The sequence below is a fragment of the Advenella kashmirensis WT001 genome (assembly GCF_000219915.2).
Lineage (GTDB): Bacteria > Pseudomonadota > Gammaproteobacteria > Burkholderiales > Burkholderiaceae_B > Advenella > Advenella kashmirensis.
This window is the reverse complement of sequence record NC_017964.1, coordinates 2,793,474-2,811,561: the sequence shown is the minus strand read 5'-3', so window position 1 is coordinate 2,811,561 and position 18,088 is coordinate 2,793,474. Positions and strand designations below refer to the sequence as shown.

At 52.6% G+C, this 18,088-nt stretch carries 13 protein-coding genes, 1 tRNA gene and 4 pseudogenes; 7 read left to right on the top strand and 11 right to left on the bottom strand.

The window, feature by feature from the left end; all coding sequences use genetic code 11:
• Positions 1-21: 21 nt before the first annotated feature.
• Complete coding sequence (locus TKWG_RS13220) at positions 22-978, bottom strand: Bug family tripartite tricarboxylate transporter substrate binding protein (protein ID WP_171815166.1); 957 nt, start codon at positions 976-978, stop codon at positions 22-24.
• A gap of 202 nt (positions 979-1,180) precedes the next feature.
• On the opposite strand from TKWG_RS13220, the gene TKWG_RS13215 reads away from it, so the two are divergent.
• Positions 1,181-1,615: a hypothetical protein gene (locus TKWG_RS13215; protein WP_014751309.1), complete on the top strand. Its 435-nt coding sequence runs from the start codon at positions 1,181-1,183 to the stop codon at positions 1,613-1,615.
• Positions 1,616-1,845: 230 nt separating this feature from the next.
• On the opposite strand, the gene TKWG_RS13210 is transcribed toward TKWG_RS13215, so the two are convergent.
• From TKWG_RS13210 to mdeB, 7 genes and pseudogenes are all read right to left on the bottom strand, one after another.
• Entirely contained in the window at positions 1,846-2,502 is a 657-nt protein-coding gene (locus tag TKWG_RS13210; RefSeq protein WP_148274545.1) for a hypothetical protein, read from the bottom strand.
• A 29-nt stretch (positions 2,503-2,531) separates the two neighbouring features.
• A complete protein-coding gene (locus TKWG_RS13205) occupies positions 2,532-3,167 on the bottom strand; it encodes a flavin reductase family protein (RefSeq protein ID WP_014751307.1) in 636 nt (211 codons plus the stop codon).
• On the bottom strand, positions 3,168-4,028 hold the full coding sequence (locus TKWG_RS13200) for an amidohydrolase family protein (RefSeq protein WP_014751306.1): 861 nt from the start codon (positions 4,026-4,028) through the stop codon (positions 3,168-3,170).
• A gap of 432 nt (positions 4,029-4,460) precedes the next feature.
• A complete protein-coding gene (locus tag TKWG_RS13195; protein WP_014751305.1) occupies positions 4,461-5,447 on the bottom strand; it encodes a Bug family tripartite tricarboxylate transporter substrate binding protein in 987 nt (328 codons plus the stop codon).
• A 555-nt stretch (positions 5,448-6,002) separates the two neighbouring features.
• Entirely contained in the window at positions 6,003-6,455 is a 453-nt protein-coding gene (gene queD, locus TKWG_RS13190) for a 6-carboxytetrahydropterin synthase QueD (protein ID WP_014751304.1), read from the bottom strand.
• Positions 6,452-7,082 (bottom strand): annotated as a pseudogene (gene queE / locus TKWG_RS22620) (7-carboxy-7-deazaguanine synthase). The gene queD and the pseudogene queE overlap by 4 nt, the downstream one beginning before the upstream one ends.
• A gap of 46 nt (positions 7,083-7,128) precedes the next feature.
• Positions 7,129-9,885: pseudogene (gene mdeB / locus TKWG_RS13180) on the bottom strand (alpha-ketoglutarate dehydrogenase).
• Between the two features lie 120 nt (positions 9,886-10,005).
• Here mdeB and TKWG_RS13175 point away from each other — a divergent pair.
• Entirely contained in the window at positions 10,006-10,485 is a 480-nt protein-coding gene (locus TKWG_RS13175; RefSeq protein WP_014751301.1) for an Lrp/AsnC family transcriptional regulator, read from the top strand.
• A gap of 188 nt (positions 10,486-10,673) precedes the next feature.
• Here TKWG_RS13175 and TKWG_RS13170 read toward each other — a convergent pair whose 3' ends face one another.
• The 3 genes from TKWG_RS13170 to TKWG_RS13160 form a co-directional block, all read right to left on the bottom strand.
• The gene (locus TKWG_RS13170) at positions 10,674-11,351 is read right to left on the bottom strand and encodes a Hint domain-containing protein (RefSeq protein ID WP_014751300.1); all 678 of its coding nucleotides are present in this window, start codon (positions 11,349-11,351) and stop codon (positions 10,674-10,676) included.
• A 14-nt stretch (positions 11,352-11,365) separates the two neighbouring features.
• Complete coding sequence (locus TKWG_RS13165) at positions 11,366-11,896, bottom strand: hypothetical protein (RefSeq protein ID WP_014751299.1); 531 nt, start codon at positions 11,894-11,896, stop codon at positions 11,366-11,368.
• Positions 11,897-12,503: 607 nt separating this feature from the next.
• Positions 12,504-12,580, bottom strand: a tRNA-Met gene (locus tag TKWG_RS13160).
• A gap of 70 nt (positions 12,581-12,650) precedes the next feature.
• Here TKWG_RS13160 and scpB point away from each other — a divergent pair.
• The 5 genes and pseudogenes from scpB (at position 12,651) to TKWG_RS23670 (ending at position 18,086) form a co-directional block, all read left to right on the top strand.
• Positions 12,651-13,763 (top strand): SMC-Scp complex subunit ScpB, encoded by a 1,113-nt coding sequence (gene scpB / locus TKWG_RS22615; protein ID WP_014751298.1) that lies wholly within the window; start codon positions 12,651-12,653, stop codon positions 13,761-13,763.
• Positions 13,764-13,880: 117 nt separating this feature from the next.
• Positions 13,881-15,444 (top strand): annotated as a pseudogene (gene rluB, locus TKWG_RS13145) (23S rRNA pseudouridine(2605) synthase RluB).
• A 522-nt stretch (positions 15,445-15,966) separates the two neighbouring features.
• Positions 15,967-16,454: pseudogene (gene rimP, locus TKWG_RS13140) on the top strand (ribosome maturation factor RimP).
• Complete coding sequence (gene nusA, locus TKWG_RS13135; RefSeq protein ID WP_014751294.1) at positions 16,451-17,935, top strand: transcription termination factor NusA; 1,485 nt, start codon at positions 16,451-16,453, stop codon at positions 17,933-17,935. Before rimP ends, nusA begins: the two are co-directional and overlap by 4 nt.
• The gene (locus TKWG_RS23670; protein ID WP_171815165.1) at positions 17,919-18,086 is read left to right on the top strand and encodes a hypothetical protein; all 168 of its coding nucleotides are present in this window, start codon (positions 17,919-17,921) and stop codon (positions 18,084-18,086) included. Before nusA ends, TKWG_RS23670 begins: the two co-directional genes overlap by 17 nt.
• The last annotated feature ends 2 nt before the right edge of the window (positions 18,087-18,088 follow it).

Here is an 18,088-nt window from a genome sequence, read left to right as displayed (position 1 = left end):
TTTACAGGCAGTCCGGCGAGCTCATTTTATTTTCATGCCCATGTCCTGCATTAGCTTGGTAAAGTATCGGTCCTCCTCTTCTACAGCATGGCTGTAGTCTGCAGGATTCAGAAACTCAATCTCGTTGTAACTCTTTTGCATCAGGTCAATGTAGCCTGGATCCTGGATAGCATATTCAACGGCGCCGGCAAATTTATCGACAATATCCGAGGGGGTGCCATGCGGCATGAAAAAACCGTAGCGTGCTACCACTGCAATGTCTACGCCTTGTTCACGCATCGTTGGGACATCCGGTGAAGGAGCAAAGCGCTGCGCACTGGTGACAGCTAAAGCGATTATTTTTCCGTCCTGCGTTTGTGGCATGATAAGGCTTGGTGTGGCAATGGCTGTTTCGACGATGCCTGAGAGCAATGCGGTTGTGGCGGGCCCGCCACCCTGGTACGGTATTTCCTCAATTGTTATTCCGGCGACAGTGGCCATGGCATCGGCTGCCATTTGTGTTGATGTGCCATGTCCGGGAGAGGCGTATCGGATTTTGCCAGGCGCAGCGCTTGCCCGAGCCAGAAAGTCCTTGAAGTTTTTGATGCCCGATCGCTCATGAGTGACCAGGGTGAACGGAATTGCGATGACATTGGCCACTGGCGCAAAGCTTTTCCAGGTATAGGATGCTCCTATTATTTTAGGAGCGGTAACAATTGCTCCGCTACCGGCAAACAAAACGGTATAGCCGTCCGGTTTGCTGGCTGCTACCCGCGAGGAGCCGATAATGCCACCTGCACCACCAACATTTTCGACTACAACAGCTTGGCCAAGTTTTTCCTGTAAGCGCTCTTGTAGCGGTCGGATGTAATGATCGGATCCACCCGCTGCGTAAGGTACGATGACCCGAATGGGTTTTGTCGGGTATTCTCCGGCAGCACAAGTGACCATGGGGATCAAGGACGCAGCGGCTAAAGTGCAACAACGGATCAGGTTCAAGGTGTCTCCTTTTGGCATTTATGGTGTTGTCAATTCGTACTGTGCATTGATAAAAACGAGTATAAGAACGCCCTGACGGCGTGCCAAGCAATGTATTAGAGCTTTCCGACAGGTGAAATATTATTTCGGTGTCGTAGCAGTATTGGAGTTAGTTCAGTAGTATTGAAATGGATGAGGTTGAATCTTTCCATTCGAGGACGAAATGCAGAAAACGCTTTTGATAAGACAGGAGCTTGAGGCGCTGGCCGTTGACTATTGGTATGAAGTAGATGCCAATGGAGGGGTGCGAGCACATGAGTTTTATACCGCAGACGCGATCTTTTCCACGAGTATGAAGACGCGACAGGGGCAGTCGCAAATACAGGATTTTTACCGTATACGCAGGCAACGGGGCCCGCGTCTGTCTTTACATATCGTGCAAAATTTTCGACTTGAACAGGTACAGGACCAGCAGGCACGCTGCGGCTATATTATGAGTTTATATGCTGCCGACGGCGAGCCCGTGCTGCCTTCGCGACCGCCTATCATGATTGCGGCGGTCAAAGAGACATTGCTGCGCCAGCCTGATCGCTCATGGCGCTACAGTGAGCGCACATTGACCGCATTGTTTCGTGACAATACACCAACCACAGGATAATAGGGAAGGGCCAATTGCTTATGCGTCGGCGGTGTAGTCACCGGCGTTATAGACCCATCCCTTGGCAATAAAATCAGCGCGTGGGGGTGAAAATATGTCCACAAGAACGTGTTTTTCATCCCCGACGCCTTCTGAAGTATGTACGAGGTGTACCGGGATCACAAGGAGCGATGGCGAGGGCGCGTCACAGTGTTCATCGTCCTGCCACAGATTGGCGTCTTTGCCCCAATTTACTCGTAAATGGTGTTTGTAGTGGCCTGGATGGCCAATGATCCTTGCTCGTGATTGGCGTGGCTGTGAGGGCTCAACAGAGTGCGAGTCCGAGGGCCGTCGTAGGCGACCCAGTTGATGCTGAGCGTTTCTGTCTGGAACATTTTCAGGCGGGGATTGTCGGCTGGCGCAGCAATATCGTCCAACTGCAGTACCTGTATGGCACCGTGACTGGTCTGGCGCCGATACGGCACACCTACAGGACTAATACGTGGATCCGGATCTGTATAGGCTGCAGCGTTCAACACTTTATTCGGATCAATATCGCTCCGTGATGAGGCAATGATACAGTAGCGTCCACCCCGTTGTAGCGTTACTGAATAGCGCCCGGACGGTACGATACAAATCGAGCCGGCTGGTGCTGTCAAGCCAGGTTTTTGCTCCTGATGGATTGTGCCACCTGCATCGGGCATGAGAACCAGTGTCTCGTATTTACTTTCTACGGAAACTATTTCACCGTCGGCGTCGGCTTCAAGCCACTCCACGATGAAATTTTGCCCTTGCATCAGCCAGCGCCGCAGGGCCCCAATTTGCTCAGAGGAGGCTTCATCGAATATCTGGAAACTACGTTTGCGTACGCTGAACGGGCTCATGGTCTGGTCTGGAGATGGCTGCATGTTGTTTTCCTTGATGACTAAATTGCTGATCAATGAGATGTTCCGGTGCGGCGAAAAGGCGCGGGCATTTGCAATACGGTACCGACAGTTGCGTAGTCGATCCCGCCCAGGCGCGTCAGTGGTCTTGCCCTGCTGGAATCGAAGCGGCCATCTTCTGTCAGGTACTGTTCGTCCATATGTATGCCCACCACGCGTCCCAACACCACGCTGCTGCGAGTTTCGCCGGGATGCTCGGGCAATATCTCCACGATTTGCAAAAGCTGGCATTCCAGATTGGCGGGGGCCGCGGCGACACGTGGCGGGCGCACATGGATAGATGGCGCTTTTTCCAGGCCCGCCAGTTCAAACTCATCGGTATGCCGCGGGCAGGGCGTGGAGGTCAGGTTCATCGCTTCACGCAGATCCCAGGAAACCACATTGGTCACAAATTCCCCGGTCTCCCGTACATTGGCAAGCGTGTCTTTTTCCAGCCGATCGTCCGGCGTATTACAAGAGAACATCACGACGGCCGGGGCGGTTGAAACCAGATTGAATTGGGAAAATGGCGCCAGATTGACTTTGCCTGAACTGCTGATCGTGCTGATCCATCCAATGGGACGAGGTGCAACGATTGCATTGAACAAAGAGCGTTTAAAGCCGGGTGTGGCAAGAGGATCCAGAAACATCTATTCTTCCTTGAAACCAAAAATCCGGGCCGGGTTATCCCACAGCACCTTGCGCTGACTCTGAATATCCGGAAACCAATGCGATAGCGTGCCCAGTTCCGGTCCGTAATCGATACGCGTTCTAGCGCGAAGAAAGGGCCAGTCCGACCCCCAGATACAACGCTCTTCAGAAAAAGCCTCAATGAGCTTTGCAACATAGGGCTCCGCATCGTGATAAGGCCAGCCTTGTCCGGAGAAACGAAATAGCCCCGACAGCTTGATGATAGCGTTTTGTGACCGTCCCAGTTCCAGCAGAGCCTGAAACCCGGGTTGATTAACACCCTTTTCCAATATAGGGCGACCACAATGGTCAATCACGATAGGCGATCGGGATAGCCGCAATATATCGAATGCAGCCAGCAAGTGAGCTTCTTCGTGGTAATGAATCTGTACGATAAGGTCGCGCTCTTCGGCCAGCGAAAGCAGTCTTGCGCCGCCAGCGCCGGTTAGCGCAGGGCTGGCTGGAAAGCTTAGATTGAAGCGTATTCCAGCAATACCCGCAGATATCATGGCGTCCAGTTGCTCCTCTGTGATGTCATGTGGAACCACTGCGATACCCTTGAAGCGTCCGTTAGATGCGCCAATGACATTCATCATATTGCGGTTATCGACGCCGTATCCGCCAAGAGGATTGATCAGCACGGCATGGCTCATGCCATGCGCATTCAGAACTGCAGCATATTGTTGGGCCGTTCCCGTTTCATTGGCCAGTATTGAAAATCCGCTGCTTTCATGAAGAGGATATTTGGTCAGGTCATAAACGTGGGCGTGTGTATCGACAGCAAATGACGGCGTACGGTCTTGTATTTCTGTGGAAATCATAATGAGTAAACCTGGTGTGATCCGATGCTCAAGGGAATCGATTCAGTGTAGGAGCAGGTCCGCTGCCGGGTCAATATCAAGTTGCAAGCTTTCCACTGGGTGAAAAGATGGGCTGGTTAACCGCTATCTGCGCAGTGGGCGAGTAACGAGTACGAGGTGCGCGTGCACGATCTATAGAATTGGTACACAAGATCGTGGGCTGGACCAAATGGTGTGTTGATGTACACCCGTTTATTAAGCGATAGTGGACCTGTAGTTCATAGTCCGAGCGCCATCATCCGGGTAAGCGCGCCCGTAAAACCATGGGCCGGAGAAGCGTTGATAAGGCGCAGCCTGTCTGGTCATGCTGACTGTGTCGCAGTAGCGGAACCTGCGAAGACTCATAAAAAACCGGATCCTCGATCTTGTGCACGCCAGTGAGCACAGGCAGCTTTATTGAGCGCCCAGATGAATGGCGCTGGCCACTTCCCCATAGATCTTGCGCTCTTTTGCCAGGCGTTGTGAAAACTGATCGGCAGTCAAAGGTTCAGCGGCAACGCTTCCCTGAGTAAGCAGGGCGTTTTTGAACGCGTCTGTTTGAATAATTTCGTTTACATCCGCATTGATCTTAAATACGATTTCAGGCGGTGTACCTGCCGGGGCCAGCAATCCATGCCATGTGCTGACTATAAAGTCGGGCACACCGCTTTCGGCGAACGTTGGAACATCCGGAAGTTGCTTGAAGCGCTGATTGGAAGCGATCGCCAGGGCGCGTAGTTTCCCCTGTTGGATAAAGTTCATTACGCTGCCGGTGGAAGGCATCGACATATCCACGACACCGCCGATCAGATCCGTCATCCCTTGTGCTGCGCCTTTATAAGGCACATGCATGATGCGAGTGTCCGTTTTTAACTTGAACATTTCACCGGCCAAATGTGGGATACCGCCGATTCCCTGAGATGCATAGCTAAATTTATCGGGTGCTGTTTTTGCCGCGGCTATAAACTGATCCAGGGTTCGATACGGAGCATTGGCATTGACGACCAGTACATTGCTCACGTCGACCGTCATGGCGACCGGTGAAAAGGATTTTTCAACGTCATAACGCAAATTCTTGTTGACGAATTTATTCAAATTATGACTTGTTGCCGTTACCAGAATGGTGTAACCGTCCGGCTTGGCATTGGCTACGGCGGTGGCTGCAATCGTGCCATTGGCGCCCGGGCGGTTATCTACAATAACGGCTTGTCTCCAGCGCTCTGACAACGCCTGCGCCAGCAGACGAGCCGATTGGTCAATAGCCCCACCGGGACTGTAGCCAACAATGAAGGTAACAGTGTGGTTTGGAAAGGGCTCGGCGAGAGATGTCCCGCAAGACAGGGCAGCGCACAGGGCAACAACAGGTGCGAGAAAGCGAACTGATCGTATCTGGTTATTCATGTGACTTGTTCTCTTTGTGTGGATATGAGTGCGTGGACAAGCTGTCTGGCACGACTGAAAGCGCCAGGACACTATGATCAGGCCTCTCAAGGTAGTCGCGCAGGCCTCCGACTGCCGAGCAGCGATTCAAGCTGTGTTCTGCCGTTCCGATGGCTTTTCGTCAACATGAAAATGGCGACCGTCATCCCTGCAGTCCCTGCCATCCAGGTGCGGAAGCTTTAAAAAACGAAAACTTGACACGATCGGCTGTCATTGGCGACCAGTAAACAGACGGGCCAGTGTAGGATTAAGGTGTGAATTGCGTCAACGCCGGATTTGGAACTTTCCGTACAGTGAAACGGAGTTGGCCGATAATTTCACAGTTGTGATGCCTTCCCGATGTGTGCGTCGCAAACGGCATATGGGTTCAAAGGGATCGATATGGTGGGCAGGGGAAAGGAACAGGGCACTGGAGGTGGCAGCCGTTTTCACCGTCCAAGTGATTGCATGGGGCGCAGCGTAAAACCTAGAGCCATGCTATAGCGCCATATCCTGGAATGAGTGTGCTGGGGTTCCCTAAGCCTGAGATCCGTAACAATCGGCCCAGCAGTTGGGCGTTTCGTATAGCCTGGCGTGCGTCAGTTTCAGTTGATCCCCGTATTGTGCCTGATAAGCGGCGGCCAGGGTATCGAACGCGATCTGGACCAGGTTTTCGGCAGTGGGAATCCGATCCAGCACAACGGTTTTATGATCAGCCAGGGAATCCAGGAAGCTGCGTACGGCCGTATCACCGCTATACACCAGGAAGGCATGATCCCATACGTCGACGATCAGCGCTTTGGCGATGGCTTTGACATCGGAAAAATCGATCACCATGCCGCGGTCAGGGGCGCCGTCAACCGTTGAAACGGGGCCAGAGAGCGTTATTTCAAGCGTGTAGCGGTGGCCATGCATGTTGCGGCACTGGCTTTTGTGATCGGGAATGCGGTGGCCGGCATCAAAGTGCAGCGCACGGGTCACGGTAATCATGGAATGCCTATATATTTATGAGTTTGCACGCTCAGGCGCCACTTGGGATGATCCATGCAGTACTGCACCGCGTGTTCAGTGGCGGCCAGGCGACCCGGCCCGTCCATGGGCTGCAGGAAAAAATGCGAAAAATCCAGGGCTTCAAAGCGCTCAGGCGGGGCATCAGATTGCAGAAAGACAAGTTTCAGTTCGTCGCCTTGCGTTTGAACCAGTGGATTGTTGCCCTTCGGGCTCACACAGATCCAGTCGATTCCCGCCGGTGCGGCCAGCGTGCCATTGGTTTCTATGGCAATCTCGAAGCCTTCGGCATGGACCGCGTCGATAAGAGCGACATCCAGCTGCAGCAGCGGTTCGCCGCCGGTAAATACAACATAGCGCGAACTGCGTTCGGGCCCCAGGTTTTGGCCAGCGTCGTGGCCAGGGTAGCCGCGCTGGCAAACTTACCACCGCCGATGCCGTTGGTCCCAACAAAATCGGTGTCGCAAAACGTACAGGCCGCAGTAGCACGATCAATCTCGCGCCCAGACCATAAGTTGCATCCGGCGAACCGGCAGAAGACGGCCGCGCGGCCGCTTGCGCCCCTTCGCCTTGCAGCGTCTTGAAGATTTCTTTTACCGCGTATGTCATGTATTGGGCCAAAATGGAGCTAATGTCACATTCTAGCTAATTGGGGTCAGTCCGGCAGGGGTAAAGGCTGCAATTTCGGAAATTTCTGATTTTCCTTAACACTCCCAGGGCGCTGATCGGTTACGCTGATCTGATAGCGTGTCAGTGCCTCGGCGCACAGTGTTCTGCTAATTTTCCCTGTTGCGCAAGCGCATTGAGCGCAGCAATCACAATTGAAAATTTGTCGACCTCAAAAAATTCCCGGAGCCTGGCGCGCGTGTCGCTGCGACCGAAGCCATCGGTACCAAGCACGGTGTATGGGCATTGTATATATGACGCAATAAGTTGCGGCAATGCCCGCACATAATCCGTAGCAGCAATTACCGGAATATCACCGTTGATGCAGTCGGCCACATAGCCCGTCCGTGCAGGCTGATCCGGGTGCAAGCGGGTCCATCGCTCAGCCTGCCTGGCTTCTCTTGCCAATTCGGTAAAACTGGTAACACTCCATATGTCACTCTCGATATTCCAGTCCTGGGCCAGTAACTGTGCGGCTGCCAGCACTTCAGGAAAAATGGCGCCGGAACCCAGCAGTTTCACTGTTGCACGAGGTTTATCGACGTTCTGTTCAGAAAACGGATACATGCCTTTGATAATGCCGCTTTCCACGCCCTCCGGCTGAGTAGGTTGCGCATAGTTTTCATTCATCAGGGACAGGTAATAGAAAACATCTTTCTGCTCAACGAGCATCTCGTGCATGCCATGGTCAAGGATGACGGCAACTTCAAAAGCGAAGGCGGGGTCATATGCCCGGCAATTCGGTATGGTCGACGCGATAAGCTGGCTGCTGCCGTCCTGGTGTTGCAGGCCTTCGCCGCCAAGCGTGGTTCGTCCGGCAGTGGCCCCGAGCAGAAAGCCCCTGGCTCGCTGGTCGCGGCCGCCCAGATCAGATCTCCTATCCGCTGAAACCCGAACATGGAGTAAAAAATGTAAAACGGCAGCATGGATATCCCGTGCACCGAATAACTGGTTGCAGCCGCTACCCACGAGCTGATTGCGCCCGCTTCGCTGATCCCTTCTTCCAGAATCTGCCCATCCTTGGCTTCGCGGTAGCTGAGGATCGAATCGATATCTTCGGGTTCATACTGCTGGCCAGCACTTGCGTAAATTCCTACCTGTTTGAACAGATTGGCCATGCCAAATGTGCGGGCCTCGTCCGCAACGATGGGAACCACATGCTTGCCTAGCTTGCTATCCTTCAGCAAGCCGCCAAGCATTCGCACAAATGCCATGGTGGTGGACATCACCTTGTCGTTGGCTTTGATGGCAAATTGTCCATAGAGCTCAATAGCTGGTACAGGTAACGGCGGGGCGGCCTGGTTACGGTTCATCATGCTGCCACCCAACGCTTTTCTACGTTCCTGTAGATAGCGCATCTCCGCGCAAGCGCTGTCGGGTTTGTAAAATTCAAGATTTTCGGTCTGCGTGTCTGTCAAGGGCAGGTGGAAACGGTCTCGGAAGGCCAGAAGCGCTTCCTTCGTTAATTTTTTTTGCTGATGCGTGGTCATTTTCCCCTGGCCGGTATCGCCCATTCCAAACCCTTTTTTCGTTTGGGCCAGAATGACGGTCGGCTGTCCTGGGTGATTGGCGGCCGCTTTATAAGCTGCGTGGATTTTCACCAGATCATGGCCACCGCGTTTGAGCATATCAATCTGTTCGTCACTGAGCGCGTCGGCCAGTTTTTTCAACTGCGGATTCTGCCCAAAAAAATGCTCACGGTTGTAACGCCCGTCCTTGGCGGCAAAAGTTTGAAATTGCCCGTCTACCGTTTCAGCAAAGATTTTTTGCAACGCCTTTTCGTCGTCACGCGCCAGCAATGCGTCCCAGTCTGAACCCCACACCAGTTTGATCACGTGCCAGCCGGCGCCTTTGAACAGCATTTCCAGCTCGTCGATAATCCTTCCGTTGCCTCTGACCGGGCCGTCCAGTCTTTGCAGGTTGCAATTGACAACCCAGACAAGATTGTCCAGCCGCTCTCTGGCGGCCAGGGTCAGGGCGCTCATGCTTTCTGGTTCATCCATCTCGCCATCACTGAATACGCCCCACACGGTGCGGCCTTCAGTGTTCTGAAGGCCCTGTGCTGCAGATAGCGCATAAACCGGGCATGGTAAATCGAGCTGATCGGGCCAATGCCCATGGATCCTGTGGGAAATTGCCAGAAATCGGGCATCAGCCATGGGTGAGGGTAGCTGGACAGGCCCATGACGCCTGCGCGTTTTGCTTTTATTTCCTGCCGATAGTGCAATAGATTTTGCTCATCCAGCCGGCCTTCCAGGAAAGCGCGTGCATAAACACCCGGTGAGGAATGGGGCTGAAAAAAGACAAGATCACTTGCCACACCGTCTTGGGGAGCGCGAAAGAAGTGATTAAAGCCGACTTCAAACAAATCAGCGGCGCTGGCGTAACTGGCAATATGGCCGCCCAGATCGGCAAACTGACCATTTGCGCGCACCACCATGGCCAGCGCATTCCATCGCATAATGGACGCCAGTTTTTCTTCGATTTCCAGATTGCCAGGAAAGGGCTCCTGTTTATTTGCCGGTATCGTATTGATATAGGGCGTTCCGATAGCGGGTTGCCAGGGAATGTTCAGATCGCGACTTGTATCGAGCAGGACATTGAGCAGATGCTTGGCTCTGGCAGGCCCCGACGCGGCGGTTACAGAGGCAAGGGCATCACACCATTCCTCGGTTTCAAGCGGGTCATCGTCGTCTGTTCCTGAGCTCAAGTGCCGGGGGTTATAGGCAAGGCTGAAATCGTTCATGATATTGTCTCCGTGATGGCTATATTATAATTTATAGAAGACAATATATTTAACTGATTATGCTGTAAAATTGTCCAATATTCAGCATTTAATTTTTTTAAATCAATAGATGGCGGCATAATGAGCTTTGATGATATTGACCTGAAAATACTGAAAGAGCTGCAGAGCGATAGCAATCTTTCAAACGTGGAGCTGGCAAAACGCGTGCATCTTTCGCCATCCCCGTGCCTGGCGCGGGTCAAGGCCCTGCATTCGGCGGGCATCATCCGGCAATACGTTGCGTTGCTGGATGCCCAGAAACTGGGTTTGCATTTAAACGTTTTCATCTCGGTCAGCCTCAAGCGCCAGGATCGCACGTCGTTGCAGGCGTTCGAATCGCGGGTTTGTTCGCGGGACGAAGTCATGGAGTGCTATTTGATGTCCGGCGATGCTGACTATCTGATCCGGGTGGCCGTGCCGGATATTGAGTCGCTGGAGCATTTCATCATAGAGCAGCTGTCACCAATGCCGGAAATAGAAAAAATAAGATCCAGTTTTGCGCTCAAGCAGGTCCGCTACAAAACCGCGCTGCCATTACCGGCAGCAGGGAGTGGTGATTGATGCCGTTGCTCGGGAGTGCAGAGATTAAGGCCGACACAGTCCAGATGAATAGATGTTATGCATGCCACTGCGTAACTTCAAAGTCATGCCTGACCTTGCACTCGTAGCGTCGGGCGCTCGGATCCTGCAGCGCCAGCGAATCGTAAGCGATATCAATTGACGGCGCGGCGCTGAGCGCAGAGCATCTTTTACCCAGCTCGCTTTTGTCCTTTTGGAACTTGCATCCAATTGGCGCGCTCAAGTAGTTTTGCACGAATCCCTTCCAGTACTGGACCTTTGCGAATCAACGTGATGCCGGGTATGTCAGGTCGGCCAGTTGCGGGTCCGAAATCTGGATTCATTGCGACGTGATGTGCGTTCTGAAACATCCTGCGGTTACCCGTATCGACGTACGATTCAGCGGGCATACCTTCGGCCAGCAGGATGTCGAACTGCTCGAGCTCCACATGGAAATACTGGAACGATTGCATGTCGAACTGCTGCGCAATTGAAATGCCGTTCTCCAGGGCCATAGCCGGCACCAAGTAGCCATCAAAGAAAACGTGATGGCCCGGAGACATGACCAGGTCGCAATGCGGCACGTTGTCGGCGATACAGCCTTTCTTAAATAGGATAGGGAAAGCTCGTTTCGCATCTTGTTCCGGAATGCGCTTTTTGAACAGGGTTCGGTATCCGATCCATTTCACGGTGGCCGTTCCGCCGCCAGCTGTCAAAACTTGATCGCCCGCCTTGAGGCTTTCGATTCTAGTTTCACCAACTGGCGTTGCAATATGAGTGCCTTTCAGATAGCAGGCGTAATAAACGGTGCCACCGTTAATCTGAAACTTGGCAGGGTCAATATATAGTGGCTGATTGGGGCTAAGCATTTGGCCTCTTAAACTCACCTCTCCGACAATGTTGCCTGATAATCCTTGAAGACCAGTGATGTGCCTAAGAGTTGATCGTATTCTACGTAATCGGCGCCCACGAATGACAAGTGACTATATTCGGACGGGCCGTACTGGATATTGAGCGTACTTACGTCCAGGCCGGTCGCATCAATGATTGTGTCACCAGCGCCTTCAATAACGTATTCTTGTCCAGCGGGCATGCTGGAGAGAAATTCATTGGAAATTTCCAGTGTTGCATTATCGTCCACTTGGAAACCATGAGAAAAATTTTCAGCCTGATTGATGGGAGACAACAACTTGACATGTGAATTTTCGTATAAATGCAAAAAATCATGGTCAACATCCTGAGTCACGTAGGTATATTGAACCTCGAGAACATCGCCTGTTGGCCCGTTCTCATTACGAACATCCAGAACCGAATAGCCATCCGAAAGAACATTTAATACTGTATCGCCGTCATAGTCGCTTTGATCTATTATTCCGACGCCTTGATTTGTAAGGTCAATATCTACTGTAGCCATGTCTCACCTATCCTGTTAACTGGTTAATTTTTGTTCTGGACGGGCGAGGTTGCTTATTCACCCTTACTGTTTGTAAATAATTGAAATATTTAACAGACTGATTATTAACAAATATAAGGTGAAAATCAACGGATAATTTTGTTTCGAGTAGTGAAATAATTCGTCAATAAAATCAAATGCTTATGAGTCGGCATGTTCAATTGTCAACGGTATTATGATTTTGAGACAATCTATCTGCCCCACAAATCCCTGTCATCTCGGTTGAGGTCCAACATTTACGATTGCGGATTGACTGCAAGGGATGCGTTCGGGAAAAATCGCGATATTAAACAAAAGGGGTATCGTTCTTTGGCGGTACGCTGCGCTAGCCATGTTGTCATGGCGCCATGATTACGGCCAAGCGTTGTTTTAAATAGGGTTGCGCGGCCTCAAAGGACACAGGTAAATCAGTTTTGTCCCGACTGATTCGTTGCAATATTGTAGACAGCTGATGACCGTGGTCAGGTGGCCGGCAGAGGGTGCCGCACAAACAAGATAAAGGCAGGGGGCTGGAAAATGAAAATGGCCCAAGTGCTTTTTAATATGCACTTGGGCCATTTTTTGAATCTGGTTGCGGGGGCAGGATTTGAACCTACGACCTTCGGGTTATGAGCCCGACGAGCTGCCAGACTGCTCCACCCCGCGTCTGTGTAAGAAAAGAATATTAGCCCATTTTGAGTTATGATGCAAGTCTGATAATACAAAGCGACATATCATGGACCAGAATTTATCTCGAAAAATCCTAGAAACCGCCTTGCTGTGCGCCGATGAGCCTATGAAAATAGGGGATTTGCGCAAGTTGTTTAGTGATTTGGATGAAATTGACAATGATGTAATTAAGCAACAGTTGCAGGTATTGCAAGACGAATGGGCAGATAAAGGTTTAGAATTATCGGAATTGGCAAGTGGTTGGCGTTTTCAAAGCCGACCCGAGATGCAAAAGTATTTAGAACGCCTGAATCCAGAGAAGCCGCCCAAATATTCACGGGCAGTCATGGAAACTTTGGCAATTATTGCCTGGCGTCAGCCTGTCACTCGCGGAGACATAGAAGATATTCGCGGGGTCACGGTTTCATCACAAATCATCAAAACGTTAGAAGAGCGCGGCTGGATAGACGTGTTAGGACATCGCGATGCCCCTGGGCGTCCGGCGTTACTGGGCACGACAAAGCAGTTTCTCGATGATCTTGGACTCAAAGCGCTTGATGACTTGCCTGTACTGGAAAGTGGCGAGGCGGGCATGCCGGATTTGTCCGGGCTGGATATGAATATCACGGCTTCGGAACAACCTGCTCAGGAGCAGGTAGAATCAGAAATGGGTTCCGATGACTCTGCATCTGACGCGTCAGCGCCCGATGCGGTCGGCTCGGTGCAGATTGATTCAACCCTGTCTGAGTCGACGCTGGCAGAGGTTGATGGCGATGATGCTGATATCCAGGTCGTGTCCGAGTCAGCGTATCGGTTGCCCGATGTGATGGCCGAATCGACCAGTGATGTATCGGAATTGACCGATGAAAGCTCTGATGAAATCAGCGAAGTATCAGAAGAAGGCAATATTGGTGCAGACGGATTTGTTCCTGCTGCCAGCGCGCAAGCGCAGAATACCGGAAAGACTCAAGAGCGCGTTGCCTGCGGCGATGTGACCGAAGAGATGGTTGCTGCAGACGAGACAGCATCAGCCGCCCAAGAGATGCCGGCTGGGTTCGACCCAGATTCGACATCGCAAAATGAACAGCCAGACGATCATAGCGTTGATCCTGCTGATGACATTTCATCAGACCGGGAGGCGAGTGATAATCAAAACGACGATTTAAAGAATAAAACATAGTTTTTTGGAGTTACCAACATAATGAATAGTTCGGATCACGTTGATGCGGAAAATAATTCAAATGAAACGCGTTCAAACCGTTCAAACGAATACGACAATGATTCTGTCACCAGAGTAATTACGATTCAGGGAGCCGACCTGACCGGTGCGGCACCTGAGGCCGATGCGCGTCAGAAAGGCAAGGGGCGCAAGTTGCGCACGCCGTTTCGTCGCCGTCGCGCCGATGCGGTGGTGGAAAAAACCGAGCAGCTCGAAGTGGCGGCCGAAGTGAGTGCTGCGCCAGTCAAGAAAGCGCAGCCGCGCCCGCGTCGTGCGCCGGGCGCAGGGCCCCGGCGGCAAGGGGCGTACGCCTCAGGCACGTCCGGAACGCCAGGAGCAGGTGGGCAGCCCCTTTACCGCGGCCCAGGATGAGCAGGATGCGGATCAGGCGCTGGCTTATCTTGATGGCACTGCGCGTCTTGAGCAGAAACTGAACAAGATTCTCAATAGCGATGCCGTCAATCCCAAGCTGCATAAAGTATTGGCGGATGCCGGTGTCGGTTCACGTCGGGATATGGAGGAGTTGATTATCGCCGGTCGCGTGTCGGTCAATGGTGAGCCTGCTCACATTGGCCAGCGAGTCGGGTCGCAGGATCAGGTTCGGGTAAATGGCCAGTTGGTGATGCGGCCCAATGCCAAGCGTCCGCCGCGCGTTATCCTGTATCACAAACCTGCCGGAGAAATTGTCAGTCATGACGATCCCGAAGGTCGTGCATCTGTGTTTTCGCGTTTGCCCAAAATGCGCACTGGCAAGTGGATTTCTGTAGGCCGGCTGGACTTGAATACCGAAGGGTTGCTGATATTTACCACTTCGGGCGATCTGGCGCACCGGTTCATGCATCCGCGGTTTGGTAACGAACGCGAGTATGCGGTGCGTGTGCTGGGAGAGATGACGGACGCTCAGCGTGAAAGCCTGGTTACCGGCATTGTGCTGGAAGATGGCGCAGCATCCTTTACCAGTATGGAATTTATTGGTGGCGAAGGGAGTAACCGCTGGTTCCGGGTTACGTTGCAGGAAGGTCGCAATCGTGAAGTGCGACGCATGTTCGAGGCTGTGGGTGTGACGGTCAGTCGCTTGATTCGCACCCGTTTTGGCGACATCGTGCTGCCTCGCAATCTGAAGCGCGGTCGCTGGGAAGAGCTGGATCCGGCGCTGGTCACGGCGTTGATGATCCAGACCGGATTGGTCAAAGAGGAAGACAGCTCAGATCATCGCCGGCCGCGCCAGCCTATTTCCCACGATAATGCCATGCCTCCGGGTTTTGAGACGCCGGTCAAGGTGCGATCTCATGCGCCGGGCGGGCGTTCGGCGCACGGGCGTGGTAATGGTAATGGCCGCCCAGGGACCGCCGCGCCTGGCGCTGGCGCGCCCCGTCAGGGTCGTGCTGGTACCGGGTTATACAATAACCGACGTCAGAGCGGACCAACTGAGGGGCGTGGCGAAGGTCGCAACGGCGCGCGGCAGGCCGACAAGAGCGAGCAGCCTCGTAATGGCAAAGGCGGCGGACGCGGCGGTAATGCCGGCGGGCGCTCCAATACCCGCCAGGCGTCATCGCGTAGTCGTGATGAATGGCAGCCGTCCGGCCCGTCTGCGCATGAATCTCAATTGGGGTTTATTGGTCGCAATCGTAACGGACGATAGGCAGATGTACCATGGTCTGCGGTACTGCGGATGAATGTAAGCGCTTGTCGCGGACCAAATTGATGTTATGTTGAATAAATAGTAAAGTATTGATTATTCTGTTATAATTTCTGATTAACTAATTGCCTGGTTAGTGTTTTGTGCCTGTGCTTGTTGTGCTTGCCTTAAGGCGGCTCAAATTAAGGTGGCCCAAAAGGGTTTGTCTTAATGCATTGTAAAGGGCGTTGTGCGCAGTGTTCACGGTAGTTTAGCCGCAAGGTAGATTTGCTCGGTCTTTGATCAGATGCAACGCCGGAGGGGCGGCAAGGTGCTCTGCGCTCGTGCCCGGTACCAAAACAATAACCAGAAACAGCTATGTATACCTTATTTTTTCAGGCAAGCGGCTTTTATGGGTCTGGCCGGATGGAAATGTCGGGTAGGCTGCCAACAAATGGCTGCATCTGCAAATTGCTGCATCTGCGGTTTTTTTTGCGCGCATAACTGTAATCAACAATGGGCTGGAAAAGGCCCATTTTTTATTGTATGACTGATTTATACACACTTACCGAACAGGCAATCGCCGGCCTTGGTGTTGAACTCGTTGATGTCGAACGGGCTGCACTGGGCTGTTGCGGGTCACGATCGACCGCGAGGGCGGGATTACGATTGAAGACTGCGAACAGGTGTCGCGGCAATTGTCGCGCGTATTCGAAGTGGAAAACATCGAATATAAGCGGCTTGAAGTGGGCTCTCCGGGTGTAGACCGGCCGTTGCGCACGCGTCGCGATTTTGATCGGTTTGCTGCGCAGCAGGCGCGTGTGGAAGTAAAATTAAGGGAACCGCAGGACAATCGCAAGGTATTTACCGGCATTCTGCGGCATAAAGATAGTTCAGATGGTGCGCCGACAGAGACATTCTGTCTGGAATTTGACATTAAAAAGAACGAGACACAGACAATTGAATTTGCTTTCGATGATATCGAAAAAGCAAAGCTGGATCCGGTTCTTGATTTCAAGGGTAAAAAGCGATGAGTCGCGAAATTCTTCTGCTTGTAGATGCATTGGCACGTGAAAAAAACGTATCGCGTGAGGTCGTATTTGGTGCGCTTGAAAACGCGCTTGCCTCTGCGATGAAAAAACGTTTTAAGGAAGACGCCGATATTCGTGTCGATATTGATCGTTCGAATGGCTCGCATGAGGGCTACAGACGCTGGTTGGTGGTGCCTGATGAGGCAGGTCTGCAGGAGCCGGATCGCCAGGAACTGCTTTCTGAAGCGCAGGAAATTCAGCCTGGTATCAAGGAAGGCGAATATCTTGAGGAGCCGCTCGAACCGATTGAGTTCGGTCGTATCGGGGCCCAGGCTGCCAAACAGGCAATCATCCAGAAAATTCGCGATGCCGAAAGAGAACAGGTGCTGAACGATTTCCTGGATCGTGGCGAGACCATTATTTCCGGGACCATCAAGCGGCTCGACAAGGGTGACGCCATTATTGAAACGGGCAAGATTGAAGCGCGCCTGCCTCGTTCCGAAATGATTCCCAAAGAGAATCTGCGCGTAGGTGACCGGGTTCGCGCCTGGGTTGCCAAGGTTGACCGTACGGCAAGAGGGCAGCAGGTCCTGCTGTCGCGCACCGCTCCAGAATTTATCCGTGAGCTGTTTGAGAATGAAGTTCCCGAGATCGAACAGGGTTTGCTTGAAATCAAGGCAGCGGCCCGCGACCCCGGACTTCGCGCTAAAATTGCAGTTGTGGCATATGACAAGCGTATTGACCCCATCGGTACATGCGTGGGTATGCGTGGCTCGCGCGTTACCGCCGTTCGTAACGAACTGGGCGGAGAGCAGGTCGATATCGTATTGTGGGCCGACGAACCGGCCGAATTCGTGATCGGCGCATTGGCGCCGGCCGCGGTCGAATCCATTGTTGTAGATGAAGACAAGCATGCCATGGATGTGGTTGTCGACGCCGAAAATCTGCCCAAAGCGATTGGTTCGCGTGGTCAGAACGTGCGTCTGGCTTCTGATCTGACCGGCTGGCAGATCAATATCATGACACCGGAAGAAAATCAGAATCGCCAGCAGGAAGAGCGCACAGGCCAGCGCGCCATGTTCATGGAGCGCCTGGATGTCGATGAACAGGTAGCTGATATTCTGATTGATGAAGGCTTTACCGGACTGGAAGAAGTGGCTTATGTCCCTATCCAGGAATTGCTGGAAATTGATGGCTTCGATGAAGAAACCGTCAACGAATTGCGCAACCGCGCACGTACTGCCCTGCTGACCGAGGCCATTGCCCAGGAAGAGCGGGTTGAAACAGCGCAGGATTTGCTGGATCTTGAAGGCATGACCCCGGAACTGGTTGCCACTTTGGGCGACGCCGGCGTGGCAACGCTTGATGATCTGGCCGAACTTGCGACCGACGAACTGGCTGAAATCACGGGTATGACAGATGAACAGGCCAGCGAAATTATCATGCGCGCCCGGGCGCACTGGTTTGATGACGACGAAAAGTGATTGCGGGGTAGCACTGTTGAGTGTGTATCGTCGCATGGTTGGCTACCGTGCAGGCGATGCACTCTATGCCAGCGGCTTTGTCGATCCAGCCCTGAATAACGAAGTTCACACTTTGCTCAGTGGCCATCAGCCAGTAATTGAAACGTTGTAAGG